At 54.0% G+C, this 13,705-nt stretch carries 9 protein-coding genes and 4 pseudogenes; 5 read left to right on the forward strand and 8 right to left on the reverse strand.

Translation table 11 applies throughout. From position 1 onward, the window contains the following. Window positions 1-4: 4 nt before the first annotated feature. Together BCA33_RS02515 and BCA33_RS02520 are read right to left on the reverse strand one after the other, a co-directional pair. On the reverse strand, window positions 5-496 hold the full coding sequence (locus BCA33_RS02515; protein ID WP_071263213.1) for a thioesterase domain-containing protein: 492 nt from the start codon (window positions 494-496) through the stop codon (window positions 5-7). Window positions 497-621: 125 nt separating this feature from the next. Then, window positions 622-2,288: pseudogene (locus BCA33_RS02520) on the reverse strand (AMP-binding protein). Window positions 2,289-2,519: 231 nt separating this feature from the next. Between BCA33_RS02520 and BCA33_RS02525 the strand changes: the two are divergent. From BCA33_RS02525 to BCA33_RS02535, 3 genes and pseudogenes are all read left to right on the forward strand, one after another. After that, window positions 2,520-3,493: pseudogene (locus BCA33_RS02525) on the forward strand (ABC transporter substrate-binding protein). Window positions 3,494-3,562: 69 nt separating this feature from the next. Continuing rightward, a pseudogene (locus BCA33_RS02530) lies at window positions 3,563-4,464 on the forward strand (ABC transporter permease). A gap of 9 nt (window positions 4,465-4,473) precedes the next feature. Then, entirely contained in the window at window positions 4,474-5,268 is a 795-nt protein-coding gene (locus BCA33_RS02535; RefSeq protein WP_071263214.1) for an ABC transporter ATP-binding protein, read from the forward strand. Window positions 5,269-5,277: 9 nt separating this feature from the next. Here the strand turns inward: BCA33_RS02535 and BCA33_RS20650 are convergent, their stop codons facing one another. The 6 genes from BCA33_RS20650 to BCA33_RS02560 form a co-directional block, all read right to left on the reverse strand. Next, entirely contained in the window at window positions 5,278-5,694 is a 417-nt protein-coding gene (locus BCA33_RS20650; RefSeq protein WP_217632599.1) for an ATP-binding cassette domain-containing protein, read from the reverse strand. Then, the gene (locus BCA33_RS20655) at window positions 5,676-5,996 is read right to left on the reverse strand and encodes an ATP-binding cassette domain-containing protein (protein ID WP_217632600.1); all 321 of its coding nucleotides are present in this window, start codon (window positions 5,994-5,996) and stop codon (window positions 5,676-5,678) included. Before BCA33_RS20655 ends, BCA33_RS20650 begins: the two co-directional genes overlap by 19 nt. Further along, window positions 5,993-6,739 carry an ABC transporter ATP-binding protein gene (locus BCA33_RS02545; RefSeq protein WP_071263215.1) on the reverse strand — a complete coding sequence of 249 codons (747 nt, stop codon included), beginning with the start codon at window positions 6,737-6,739 and terminating at the stop codon, window positions 5,993-5,995. Before BCA33_RS02545 ends, BCA33_RS20655 begins: the two co-directional genes overlap by 4 nt. A gap of 10 nt (window positions 6,740-6,749) precedes the next feature. Next, the gene (locus tag BCA33_RS02550) at window positions 6,750-7,727 is read right to left on the reverse strand and encodes a branched-chain amino acid ABC transporter permease (protein ID WP_071263216.1); all 978 of its coding nucleotides are present in this window, start codon (window positions 7,725-7,727) and stop codon (window positions 6,750-6,752) included. Further along, on the reverse strand, window positions 7,717-8,589 hold the full coding sequence (locus BCA33_RS02555) for a branched-chain amino acid ABC transporter permease (RefSeq protein WP_083394605.1): 873 nt from the start codon (window positions 8,587-8,589) through the stop codon (window positions 7,717-7,719). The genes BCA33_RS02550 and BCA33_RS02555 overlap by 11 nt, the downstream gene beginning before the upstream one ends. 97 nt (window positions 8,590-8,686) lie before the next feature. Further along, window positions 8,687-9,946 (reverse strand): amino acid ABC transporter substrate-binding protein, encoded by a 1,260-nt coding sequence (locus BCA33_RS02560; RefSeq protein WP_071263217.1) that lies wholly within the window; start codon window positions 9,944-9,946, stop codon window positions 8,687-8,689. A gap of 459 nt (window positions 9,947-10,405) precedes the next feature. Between BCA33_RS02560 and BCA33_RS02565 the strand changes: the two are divergent. Both BCA33_RS02565 and BCA33_RS02570 read left to right on the forward strand, forming a co-directional pair. Then, window positions 10,406-12,543: pseudogene (locus BCA33_RS02565) on the forward strand (adenosylcobalamin-dependent ribonucleoside-diphosphate reductase). A 29-nt stretch (window positions 12,544-12,572) separates the two neighbouring features. Then, window positions 12,573-13,271: an NrdJb gene (locus BCA33_RS02570; protein WP_071263218.1), complete on the forward strand. Its 699-nt coding sequence runs from the start codon at window positions 12,573-12,575 to the stop codon at window positions 13,269-13,271. Window positions 13,272-13,705 lie beyond the last annotated feature (434 nt).

The raw sequence follows: 13,705 nt of genomic DNA on the forward strand, positions 1-13,705 counted from the left end.
CGTTTTAAAGCTGGGACGCTATGGTAGAGCGGGCATCCTGCACAACAAACCGACCCTGAAAAACAGCCACCGGATCACCCTGAGGCGAGCTGTTTGGCGTTCCACAAAACACCTCAGTTGTAAGATCCAATCGGGCTTTGCCGTGCCTTGCCAAGGCTTTCCTGAAGCGCCCGGGAATTTCACCTCCCGGCAGCCTGCAAATGGCGTAAAAATCTGTGGCCACCGGCTCAAGATAATCAATGCTCCCGGTTTGCACCACCACACTGCCCTTCAAGCCAAGGTCGGCCAAGGCCAGCTCCATAAGCCCCCAGGCCGCCGTTACCGCCACCGAATAGACACTGCCACCAAACCCTGTGCCCTGGTGGTTGCTGTTGGGCTCAAGGGGCGCGCTGATCAGCAGTGCGCTGCCGTCCCAAGAATGCAGTTCAATTCCCAGAGCGCGGGTAAGCGGAATTTCCGCCTGAATGCGTTTCTGGAATACAGAAAGCTGAGCCATAAACCCCTCCTGATATGAGTTAATTCTATGCCCGCCGCCCGTTTTTTGCCTATGCGACCAATGTAGGCTCTAAAACGAAACAGGCCCGGCTAAGCCGGGCCTGTTCTGAACAAAAAGGTTACGCGCTACTGCCAGATTACCTTCTCGCGCTTCGCGTACCATTCGTCTACTTTGCTTTCATAAGTGTCTTCCACAACGTTGCGCTTAAGCTTCAGCGTTGGGGTCAGAAAGCTATTACCAATCGACCACTCGTCACTCACAATAATCACAAAGGCCAGCTTCTCGTGGGGATCCACTGTCTTGTTTACGCTATCAACAAGTTCCGTAAAGCTTGCCTCTAGCTCCTTGCGAAAACCTGCATCTGATACCTTTGGCCGGATACCCTCTGCCAGCTGAATCATCGCAAAAGGTTGCGTTTGGTTAGCTCCAGACACGCACACCAATTCGATTGACTGGTGGGCCATCAGCTTATTTTCAATAGGCGCGGGTGCGATGTACTTGCCCTTGCTGGTCTTGAAGATTTCCTTCATCCGGCCAGTAATTTTCAGGCGCCCGAGTTCGTCAATTTCACCCTTATCACCGGTTTTCAGGAAGCCGTCTTCGGTGAAGGTTTCACGGGTTTTCTCCTCATCCTTGTAGTAGCCCACCATAGTGGCAGGGCTCTTGATAAGGATTTCGCCCTCAGGGCCTATTTTCGTTTCCACACCCGGCATGGACTCGCCACATAACCCGTGCGGGAACGCCCCGGTTTATTGATATGGGAGTAGGCAAAGTTCTCCGACATGCCATAGCCTTCCAGCAACTCCAGGCCAAGGTTGCGATACCAATCCAACACATCACCGGCCAACGGAGCAGAACCACTACCGGCCAGCTTAACCTTATCGAGCCCAAGCCCCGTGAGAACCTTTTTCTTGATCAGTTTGCTTACAACAGGAATCTTCAGCAGCGTATTAAGCTTCTTCTGCGGTAGCTTCTGCAGAACACCCTGCTGAAACCTTACCCACAGCCGCGGCACCGAGAGGAACAGCGTTGGCTGAGCCCGCTTCATGTCTTCCACAAACGTGTCGAGGGATTCTGCAAAGAACAAATGAAAGCCCGCGTACAACGACGCCAGCTCAACAAACGTACGCTCAAATACGTGCGCCAGTGGCAGATAGGACAACATGCGCTCGTTGGGGCCTACCTGCAGAACGTCCATGCCACCCGCGGCCGCAAACGCCATATTGCGGAAGCTGAGCATAACGCCTTTCGGCTTTCCGGTACTGCCTGAGGTATACACAATGGTCGCCAGCTCATCTGCATCACGCTGAACGTTCTCTTCCAGCGGCGGGTACTTGGCAACAATGTCATCCCAGGTTTCAAAATCGTTGGATGGGCTCAGAGGGAAGGAAATGCAACGAACCGACTCCGGCACACCCGGCTTCATCATGTCCCAGTCGTCCAACTTGCCCACAAACAGCACGTCACATTCAGCGTGATTCAGCACGTAGTTAACGGTGTCGGCATTCAATGTGGGATACAAAGGCACAGAAACGTGGCCCGCCATCCAGATAGCCCAGTCGGTCATAATCCAGTGAGCGCAGTTTTTAGAGATCAAGCCAACGCGGCTTTTTTCAGGCAAATTCAGTGACTTAATATACGACGCCATACGGCGAGCTTCATCAACCGCCCTTCCCCATGTGTACTCCACCACCTTGCCATCACCAATGGGCTGGGTCATATACAGGGAGTTCGCTTTGGCGGTCTCCCAGTGATAGACCATATCAAGGGGAAGCTTGTTTGTTGTTTCCATGGTTCTTCCTTGCTTATCGTTATTTGATTTATAAGGGCATTATTTAGACTTTAGTAGGGTATTTCAACACATTATGCCCGTCAAAGCGTGACTTGGGCCAACTAGGCAAAAACTCTTTCTGCGGATGTCGGATCAGGCCAACTCCACGTTAACATGCTCTACCACCAAGGGGGCGGGGCTGTGGTAAACTCTCGCACCTTATATCCCGCAAAAAATCTCGGAGATGGGCATATGGCCAAGAAAACCCTGCGCACCCTGTTGGGCGCGTCATTAATGGCAATGGCAAGTCTTTCACAGGCAGCAGAGCCACGTGTTGTCGCCATAACGCAAATTGTGGAGCACCCAGCCTGGATGCCGTTCACCAAGGCGTGAAGGATGAGCTGGCCGAGCGCGGCTATAAAGAAGGCGAAAACCTTAAGCTCATGCACGAGAGCGCTCAGGGAAACGCCGCCATCGCCTCCCAGATTGCCCGTAAATTTGTGGGCGAAAAAACCGACGTAATAGTCGCCATCGCAACGCCTTCCGCTCAGACTGTTGCCGCTGCCGCCCGCAACATCCCGGTGGTTTTTGCTGCCGTAACAGACCCGGTAGGCGCAAAGCTGGTGAAGAGTGCGGAAGCACCGGGTGCAAACATTACCGGCGTAAGCGACATGCTGCCCATCGACAAGCATCTGGACATGCTGCAGCGCATGGTCCCGGATGCCAAGCGCATCGGCACCGTGTACAACCCAGGTGAGGCCAACGCCGTATCCCTGATTGAACTGCTTGAAGAGCGCCTCGAGGCCCGCGGAATGACCCTGGTAAAAGGGGCCGCCACCAAAACCTCCGAAGTGCTGGGCGCAGCCCGCTCGTTAGTAGGTAAAGCCGACGCCATTTACCTAACCACCGATAACACGGTCATCAGCGCTGCTGAAGCAGTTATCTCTGTGGGTGAGCGCGCCAAAATCCCGGTATTTGCAGCCGACACAGCTACCGTTGCCCGTGGCGCCGTTGCCGCACTGGGCTTTGACTACTACGATCACGGCCGCCAAGCCGGCGTAATGGTTGCACGCATTCTTGATGGGGAAAAGCCGAGCGACATGCCGGTAGAAACCATGGATAAGCTCAACCTGTTTGTAAACCCAGAAGCCGGCGAGCGCATGGGCATCACCTTGCCTGATGACGTAATTGCCGACGCTCAAGAAGTGGTAACAAGCACCAAGTAACGCCTGACTTACACGGGTGGGTTCTGTATAAAGAGCCCGCCCGTTTTTCTTTCACAGTGAATCTTTCCCATGCTCAGTGATATTGCATTTTACGGCGCAGTCGAGACAGGCCTCATTTATGGCCTGGTTGCGTTCGGTATCTATATCTCATTTCGTGTACTCGATTTTCCGGACCTTACCGTTGACGGCAGCTTTCCCCTGGGCGCGGCCGTTGCGGCTGTTTTAATTATGGACGGCTGGAACCCCTGGTTGGCAACCGGTTCTGCGGTGCTTGCTGGCATGGCAGCCGGTGCTGTCACCGCCATTTTGAACGTAAAACTGAAGATCCTGAACCTGCTGGCATCCATCCTCACCATGATTGCCCTGTACTCCATTAACCTGCGGGTTATGGGCAGGCCAAACATCGCTCTTCTTGGCGAAGAGACCGTACTCACCCCGTGGTATTCACTGGATCTTGCCTACCACCAAGTGCCGGTACTGCTCTTCGTGATTGTGGTGTTCATCGCCCTGGTTCTTTTGTGGCGCTTCATGAAATCCGAGACCGGCCTTGCCATGCGTGCAACCGGTGCCAACCCAAGAATGGCTCGTGCCCAAGGCATCGCCACCGGCACCATGATCATTCTTGCGTTGCCGTATCTAACGGCCTGGTTGGCCTGGCCGGCGCGCTCTTCGCCCAAAGCCAAGGCGCAGCAGATGTCACTATGGGTGTTGGCGTAATCGTTATAGGCCTGGCGTCATTGATTGGCGGTGAAGCGGTTCTTACACCCTCATCGGTGGTTCGTGCCCTGATAGGCTGCGTGATTGGCGCCATTATTTACCGGCTGGCCATTGCCTTGGCACTGAACGCCGACTTCCTTGGCTTTAAAGCCCAAGATCTGAACCTTATAACCGCCGTTCTGGTTACCTTGGCAATTGTATTGCCCGGTGCCCGCAACTCTCTGGTTAGCAAACTCACCCGCAAAAAGGCCTAAGGAGGCAACATGATCAGCGCAACCGATCTCCAGCTTACCTTTGGTAAGGGCACTCCGCTGGAAAACCCCGCACTCAGGGGCATGAGCCTTACCGTGAATCAAGGTGAGTTTGTTACCGTGATTGGCAGCAACGGCGCCGGAAAATCCACCTTTCTGAACGCCTTGGCGGGCGAAGTTCTGGTTGATAGCGGCACCATTGTTGTCGACAACCTTAACGTGACCAAGCTGTCTACCCACAAACGGGCTGGCCGCGTGGCGCGAGTGTTCCAGGACCCGCTGGCAGGCACCTGTGAAGGCCTGAGCATTGAGGAAAACCTTGCCCTCGCCATCAAGCGCGGCCAACGCCGCACTTTGGGTACAGCGGTTAAAAAGCAGTACCTGGAGCAGTTCCGGGACAGTCTTTCGTCCCTGAACCTGGGGCTGGAAGACCGCCTAAGCGACAAAATGGGCCTGCTCTCTGGCGGCCAGCGCCAAGCTGTAAGCCTGTTGATGGCAAGCCTTACGCCTTCCAACATTTTGCTGCTGGACGAGCACACCGCAGCACTGGACCCCAAAACCGCAGCTTTTGTGTTGGCACTGACCACCAAAATCATCGACGAGCAAAAACTCACGGCTTTGATGGTTACCCACAGCATGAAACAAGCGCTGGAAGTTGGCACCCGCACAGTCATGCTGCATCAGGGCCAAGTGGTGTTTGATATTGAAGGCAAGGATCGCGAAGGTTTGGAGGTGAAGGATCTTCTGGACCTATTTGAAAAGCAGCGTGGGTTATCGGTAGACGACGACAGTTTGCTGCTCGGTTAGTGGAGAAGCCTACTCACTACCACCCATGTAAATCGACATGAGGTGCTCGTCGCTTCGTATATCGTCTCGGCTGCCGGAAAACTGATTTTTGCCACCTGCAAAAATATAAACGCTGTCTGCTACGGGAAGAGCCTCTCGAATGTTCTGCTCTATCAAGATCACACCAACACCACGCTCACGCAAAGACTGAACCCTGTCCATGGTCTCATTGACCAAGGCAGGCGAAAGGCCCGCTGAAGGCTCATCCAGCATCACAAAAGCCGGGTTCGGCACAAGCGCCCGGGCGATTGCCACCATCATTTGCTCTCCACCGGAAAGCGAACCTGCCGCTACGTTGCGGCGTCGTTGCAGGTTCGGGTAGTCGGCTATCAATGTTTCGATGCGATCGTCTACCTCACGGGTATCCTTCAGTGAATAGCCACCCATTCGCAGGTTTCCATGACTGAAAAACGGGGAAACACCCCCCCACCCTGGGGCATCATCACAATGCCTTTGCGAACCATCTCATGAACAGGAAGCCCAGTAAGATCGATATCGCCCAACGTTATCTTTCCTGCCCACGGCGGCAGCAACCCGGCTATGCCTTTGATCACGGTAGATTTGCCACTGCCATTGGGGCCGAACACGCAGGTAATATGGCCGGGCGGCGCCGTGATGGAGATATCATGAACAATTTCCTGCTTACCGTAACCCGTAGTCAGGCCTTCAACTTTAAGCGCCTCACTCATGACTGTCGCCCCAGGTAGGCTTGTTGCACCTCAACGTTGCTCGCTATGTCGTCGAAGCTACCTTCAGCCACAACCTCACCCATGTTCATAACAATGAGTCGGTCACATATTTCACGCACCATTTCCATATCGTGCTCAATAATCAGAAAGGTTATGCCTGTCTGGCGAAGGCGTCGTATGACCTCCAGAATAATGCGGCGGATATTGGGGTGAACACCTGCGGTAACCTCATCAAGTAAAATCACTTTTGGGTCGCGCATACACACCCGGCCAAATTCGAGAAGCTTCTGCTGCCCACCGGACAGCTCCGAGGCCAGATTATTAATAACATGCGTAATCTGAAGCATCTCCGCTACTTCCTCTGCCCTGACCGGCGCGCCTTTCCAGTCACCCTCAACGGCCGCAGCTAACAGGTTTTCACGCACGCTCATGTTGTCGAACAGAGAGGGGATTTGAAAGGTTCGCCCGATGCCCGAGCGAGCAATACGCCAGGTAGGCTGGCCCGTAACATCCACACCATCAAGCCAAATGCGCCCCTCATCCACTGGCAGCCCCCCTGCCGCCAGGCTGAACAGTGTCGACTTGCCGCTTCCATTGGGGCCGATCACACCAACAACCTCACCCGGCGCCACCACCAGACTAACGCCGGCAACCGCGGTAACCCCGCCGAAACGTTTGACTACCGACTCCAGCACCAGAGGTGATTTATCCGCGGAGGATGTCTTAATCGCAGGGGACGACATAATTCCACTCCTAGAACTTGCGAAGAATGCGCGAAATCAATTCACGCCCACGCCGGCGCCCAACAATGAGACTAATCAATCCATTGGGCAGGAAGAGCACCACCATCGCAATGATCAACCCGAGAACGGGCAGGTACACCACGGTATCTCCGAAAGTGGACCAGATATAACGATTGGTAATCCACAGCACCACCGCGCCCAAAGCAGGTCCCCAAATGGTGCCCAGCCCACCCAGCAAAACCATAACAACCATCTGATCCGTAATCTCGGGGCCCATTACAGACATTGGATCAATATAGGTAGTCCAGTAGGCAAACACACTGCCAAACAGCGCGGTGATCGCGGCCGACAGGGCGAACGCCTGCACCTTCACCAGGTTAGTACGGATCCCCATAGCCTCAGCCGCAGGCTCGTGATCACGTAAGGCCTTGAGGCGGAACCCAAAACGGGTGTACTCAATCAGGTACCAAACACCAAGAAAGCTTGCGGCGGCTGCCGCCAGCATCGTGTAGTAAAAGAAAAATTCATTCAAATAGGCTGGTAATGAAAGGCCGCCAGTACCACCGGTTATATCCAGTATGGTGGCCAGCTGCATCAACATCTCCGCAAAGGCCCAGGTTGCGATGGCAAAGTAGGCACCGCGCAGGCGCATCGTAGGCCCGCCGATAATGGCAGCAACAATCATTGCAATAACAACGCTGGGCAACAGGGTCGCCAAAAATGGCATCCCAATGCCAGCCTGCATGAGTATTGCCGTTGTGTAAGCACCGATGCCGAAAAATGCAGAATGGCCGAAGCTTATATAGCCGGCGTAACCACCGACGATATTCCAGGCACACGCCAAACCCGCCCACATCAACGCCCCCGTGACAATGCGCAGGCTGTAGGGGTCGATGAAGGCGGGAACCACCCCTAATGCCAGCAAACCGACCGCAATGGCAGCCAATCGAAATAAATTACCGCGAACTTGGCCAGGATTAGATGCCACGTCCAAGAACCCCCTTTGGCGCGATCAGCAGCACGAGAAACAGCACTCCGAATACAACCAGTAATGAATATCGGGTGCCAACATAGGTGGACACAACAGATTCCATTAGCCCAAGGGCGAGCCCCGCAATCAGCACTCCCCCCACGGATCCCAGGCCAGCCAACACCGCAACGAAAAACGCAAACAAGGTATAACGCACACCAACGGAGGGGTTTACGGAGTAGATTGTGGCGATTAAAACACCCGCCGAGGCCGTTATTCCGGTATAGAGCCCATAGACGTAGGCCGACACTCGCTTTACATCGACACCCATCAACCCGGCATGATCCCGATTTTGAGCAACTGCCCGAACAGCCATGCCGAAACGGGTTCGGTAGAGCAGCAGGAAAACCCCCAGGCTAATAAGAAGGGCCATTAAAAAGGCACTCAGGCGTAACACGGGAATAGTGACAGGCCCAACAGTTAAAAACTCTCCGGAAAAGACGGATTCTACGTTTCGGCTGTTATAAGACCATAGCCAAAGCGCGCCGCCGCGCATCAGCAGGAAAAGGCCAAAGGTAAAGGCCAGCGCCATCAGATCTGGCCGGGCGTAACGACTGGTTCGCACGTGATAGATCAAAGGCCCTACTGCCCGACCAATAAGGGCGAACAGAACGAACACAAGAAAGATACTGATGAACGGATCAATACCCGCCAATGCCACTAACCAGTACGCGGCATACCCACCCAGCATCGCCCATCCACCGACCGCGAAATCGATAACATGCAATACGCCGAACGTCAGCTGAAAACCAATGGTCAGGCAGATCAATATCCCGCCTATCAAAACCCCATTCATGATGGTTTGCAGAAATAGATCCAAGGCGCCGCTCCTGAAAGGTGTTTGCTGCTTCCTTAAACGGCACGCTCCTGTCGTATCCAGAGGGCGTGCCGTCTTGAACTACCACATTCCGGCTTGGTCAGGACGCACCGGGCATGGGGTATTGCAGCTCTCCTTCCGCTGCACTGCTCGGGGCAACGGGCACAACCTTGCCGTCCTTGATCTGAACAACTACGGGTACCGGCTTGATATTGTTGTGAAAGTGATCCCCTTCCTTTGCAAAAGCGACAGGGCCATAGAAGGTTTCAATATCGGTTTCTTCAATGGCTTTCGTCAACTCCACCCGGGTTTTCTGATCCCACGGCGGTGCTTTACCAAGTCGACGGGCCGCGTCCTGCAGCACCAGGCCACTGGCAGAGCACCCTGCCTCGGTATAGTCTGGATGGGTACCCCACCGCGCAAACGAAAGCTCGGAATAGTCGCTGGCGGTACCGAACAAGTCATCACGGTAAGGAAGCCCCGCTGTCCACACTGACACCCCGAGCGCGCCATTGGCTTTTTCACCTAACTGATTAATGAAGGCAGCCGAGGTTACGCCGTAATGCATGATGAGTGCTTTCGGCCGGTAATCGAGAGACACCGCCGCATTGACGAAATTTATAAAGACACTTTCATGACCGCCAACGGCAACAATGTCAGGATTGTCATCCTTGAGCTTGGAGATAATGGGGGTAAGATCCGCGTTGGCCGGGAACAGCTCGAAACGCTTCAGCTCCAGACCTGCTTCTTGCACGCCGTGGCGAAAGCCTTCTGCGGTCTCTTTGGAGAAAGGCTCATCGACACCAACCACTGCCACGGATTTCGCCTTCGAACCAAGGTTCTCGGCAAGTACCTTGATCGATTTATCAGAAGTAAGATCCACAGCCGGTATCATGCCGAAGTTGAAAGCCGGCTTCGACAGCCAAACATTGGGCGACTCCGCCGAGCCTGAGATCATCGGCACCTGGTATTTCGCGCTGATTGGCTGAACGGCGAGCGTTACGCCCGACGTATAGGGCCCAAACAACACATCAACCTTGTCCTGAATAATTAACCGCACTGCAGCGTCAGCACCCGAGGCCGGGCGTGATTGAGCATCACCGTAAAACATTTTTACCGGATAGCGCTGACCCGCTATCTCTATACCACCGAGTTTATTAATTTCCTCCGCCCACAAATCGTATCCCCGGCGGGTAAGGTTGCCACCAAACCGGTTGTCTCCGGAAAGCGACGTAACCACACCGCAACGAATAACTTTCTCCTGCCCTTGGGCAGAAACAACCGGAGCCCCCAAGACCAGGGCACCGGAACCGAGCACGGTTCCGCGCAGCAATGCCCTTCGTGAAAATTTTCCAGCCATGCTCTTCTCCCTGCGACGTACCGAATATCGGATTAGCTCATCGGTAGGTTGTGCGTTTTATGTACAAGTCATACCACTATTACCATCTATAGTTCATATTCGTGGGCCTGCCTAGTAAACAGCGGAGGATTGCCGTGCCTTGTTTGGGCTGGCTAATGGGTGTGCCGATTCTCCTCCCCAAGCTCAGCCTCAGAGATTCTTGCCTCAAGCACCGGATTTGCCGGAGTTTTCCTTCTTGCAAGCCATTTTCCATTGATTTTTTTTGCCAAAAACCAGTTATCAATAGTCCCGCTTAAATTCACAAACCACTATATCCTGTTATACTCACCGAAAATAAACCCACATATAGTGATTTTACTGGTACTAGCACCTATGCAGGTGCTTCCAGCGCTTTACAGAGGTATGGCACCGCCACACGGTGTCACCGACAACCGAAATACTTGAAGATTGAGGGTGGCAATGAACGCTAAGGCAGAGGCAGTGGTTACAACAATTCCGATGCAGGACACTTCGCTCGATATTTGGACCAGCAAATATCAGCTAAAAACCAAGACCGGCGAAGCCGTAGATAAGGACATCAACGCCACTTACCACCGCGTTGCCGTTGCTCTGTCGCAGGTAGAAAACAAAGATGTGCGCGCCGAGCACATGAAAAGCTTTGCCTGGGCCCTCAAGAACGGCGCCATTCCTGCTGGCCGGATTACCTCCAACGCTGGTGCCGAAGCGCACAAGCCAGCAACCTCTACCATTAACTGCACCGTATCTGGCTCTGTTCAGGATTCCATGAACGACATCCTGGAGAAAAACCACGAAGCAGGCCTAACCCTCAAGGCAGGCTGTGGTATCGGTTACGAGTTCTCTACCCTGCGCCCTAAAGGTGCCTACGTAGCTGGCGCCGGTGCCACCACATCTGGCCCGCTGTCCTTCATGGATATCTTCGACCGCATGTGCTTTACCGTGTCTTCAGCCGGTGGCCGTCGTGGTGCCCAAATGGCCACGTTTGATGTACACCATCCGGACGTCATCGATTTTATTCAGGCCAAGCGCGAAGACGGTCGCCTGCGCCAGTTCAACCTCTCGCTGCTGATCACCGAAGACTTCATTGAAGCCGTTCGTAACGACAGCGACTGGAACCTCTCCTTCCCCGTTACCCAGAAGGAAGCAGAAGAAGAAGGCCTGGACCTTACAGACACCAGCAAGTTCGTGTATCGCGACTTCCCGGTACTGACCGGCTATGTGGTTAACGAAGAAGGCAAGGTGGCGTGCCGTATTTACCGCACCCTGAAAGCCCAGTTCATCTGGGACACCATCATGACCTCCACCTACGATTACGCAGAGCCTGGCTTCATCCTGATCGACAAAGTTAACCAGATGAACAACAACTGGTTCTGTGAAGACATCCGCGCCACCAACCCCTGTGGCGAGCAGCCCCTGCCCCCTTACGGCAGCTGCCTGCTGGGCTCTGTGAACCTGACCATGTTTGTAGACTACCCGTTTACCGACAAAGCCAGCTTCAACTACGAAAAGTACCGCAAGGTTGTGGGCATCTTCACCCGCATGCTGGACAACGTAGTAGAAATCAACGGCCTGCCCCTGGCCGAACAACGCCACGAAATTACCAACAAGCGCCGCCACGGCATGGGTATTCTGGGCCTGGGTTCAACCCTCGCCATGCTGCGCATGCCTTATGGCTCGGCAGAATCTGTACAGTTCACAGAAGAAGTTGTTAAAGAAATGGCCGTGGAAGGCTGGCGCCAGTCGCTTTCTCTCGCAGAAGAGAAAGGCGTAGCCCCGGTTATGAACGAAGACTTCGAAATTACCCCGAAAATGCTGGGCAAATGCCCACAACTGTCGAAAGACGGTTACAAGCTCGGCGACAAACTGCCAGGCCGCGTACTGCACGCCAAGTACAGCCGCTACATGCAGGAAATTGCCAAGGTTGAGCCAAGCTGGTAGAAGCACTGGCAGAGAAAGGTGGCCGCTTTACCCACCACACCTCCATTGCCCCCACTGGCACCATCAGCCTGTCGCTGGCCAACAACGCCAGTAACGGTATTGAGCCAAGCTTCTCGCACCATTACGCCCGTAACGTAATCCGCGAAGGCCGCAAGACTAAAGAAAAAGTCGACGTGTTCTCCTTCGAGCTGCTGGCCTACCGCCACCTGGTTAACCCAGGCGCTATGCCCTTCTCAGACGAAGAAGACAAAAAGCTGCCCAGCTACTTCACCACCTCGGATGACGTAAGCCCGGCGCAGCATGTAGATATCCAGGCCGCCGCACAGAAGTGGGTAGATTCCTCGATTTCCAAAACCGCGAACGTACCTACCGACTTCGCCTACAAGGATTTCAAGAGCATTTACCTCTACGCCTACGACATGGGCCTGAAAGGCTGCACCACCTTCCGCTTTAACCCGGAAGCCTTCCAGGGCGTACTGGTTAAAGAAACAGACCTTGAAAACACCCTCTACGAGTTCACCCTCGACGACGGCAGCAAGGTGGAGCTGAAAGGCAACGAACAGGTAGAGTACGATGGCGAGATGCATACCGCCGCCAACCTGTTTGACGCGCTGAAAGAAGGCACCTACGGAAAGTATTGATCCGGAACACCGACACAGGACATAGAGACATGACAGTTAAAATCAGCAATAAAATCGTCGGCTACCGGGTGAAAAAAGCCAACACCGACGCGCCCAGCGAACCGCAAGTAGCGGCACAGCCGGAAACCCAGCTCGTTAGAATGAACGAGTACATCGAGCGGCCGGACTTTCTTGTAGGCACCACCTACAAGATCAAGCCGCCCGTGGCCGAGCACGCGATGTACATCACCATTAACGACATCCTGCTGAACGAAGACACAGACCACGAAAGCCGACAGCCGTACGAAGTGTTCATAAACTCCAAATCCATGGAGCACTTCCAGTGGGTAATCGCCCTCACCCGCGTAATCTCTGCGGTATTCCGCAAAGGCGGCGATTTGACCTTCCTGGTGGAAGAGCTGCGCTCCGTATACGACCCCAACGGCGGCTACTTCAAAAAGGGCGGCGTATTCATGCCCTCCCTGGTAGCTGAAATCGGTGCCGTTATCGAGAAGCACCTGAAGGCCGTAGGCCTGATGGAAAGCGAGGAAATGAGCGAAACCACCAAGCGCATCCTCGCCGAAAAGCGTGCGGAGTTTGAAGCCAACAACGCCAAAGCCACCAACGACGACAAAGCCGGCGACTTCCCGCCCAACTCCACCATGTGCGGCAAGTGCAGCACCAAGGCGGTGATTGTGATGGATGGTTGTGCGACTTGCTTGTCTTGTGGGGATAGTAAGTGTGGCTAAGGTAGTGATTGATAGGTAAACAGAAAGGCCCGGAGTTTGCGCTTCGGGCCTTTTTTATGACCGCACTCACTGATGTTTCGTATTCGCGTGACCGCTTCGTTATTACGCGGTGATATTACGAAATTTGACGCGCCCACACTGGTAATTGTCTGGTTTTGGGCTAGTTTTGTGGTTAGGTTGCTTAGGAAAAGCGTAATAACGACGCGTGAAAACGAAGACGTCTAAGCTTGGAATAATGAGGAATGCAGCCTAATACGCTGTTATGCACAGGGAGAATTCGGTGCAATTGTTTGAAACGGAAAGATTGATTGCAAGGCAGCTATGCCACCAAGACGTTCCGGTGCTCACTGAAATTCTGAGCGACCCGGAAGTCATGAAATATTCCGTTCGTGGAGTTTGCGACGAGGAAGCTACCCGGAAATTATAGACTGGTG

The sequence above is a fragment of the Marinobacter sp. AC-23 genome (assembly GCF_001858325.1).
GTDB lineage: Bacteria > Pseudomonadota > Gammaproteobacteria > Pseudomonadales > Oleiphilaceae > Marinobacter.

Coding starts and splice junctions, on each gene's coding strand:
- BCA33_RS02560 (WP_071263217.1), bottom strand. CDS start 9,946: ATGGCTGGAAAATTTTCACGAAGGGCATTGCTGCGCGGAACCGTGCTC.
- BCA33_RS02570 (WP_071263218.1), top strand. CDS start 12,573: ATGACAGTTAAAATCAGCAATAAAATCGTCGGCTACCGGGTGAAAAAA.
- BCA33_RS20650 (WP_217632599.1), bottom strand. CDS start 5,694: ATGGGTGGCTATTCACTGAAGGATACCCGTGAGGTAGACGATCGCATC.
- BCA33_RS20655 (WP_217632600.1), bottom strand. CDS start 5,996: ATGAGTGAGGCGCTTAAAGTTGAAGGCCTGACTACGGGTTACGGTAAG.
- BCA33_RS02545 (WP_071263215.1), bottom strand. CDS start 6,739: ATGTCGTCCCCTGCGATTAAGACATCCTCCGCGGATAAATCACCTCTG.
- BCA33_RS02535 (WP_071263214.1), top strand. CDS start 4,474: ATGATCAGCGCAACCGATCTCCAGCTTACCTTTGGTAAGGGCACTCCG.
- BCA33_RS02515 (WP_071263213.1), bottom strand. CDS start 496: ATGGCTCAGCTTTCTGTATTCCAGAAACGCATTCAGGCGGAAATTCCG.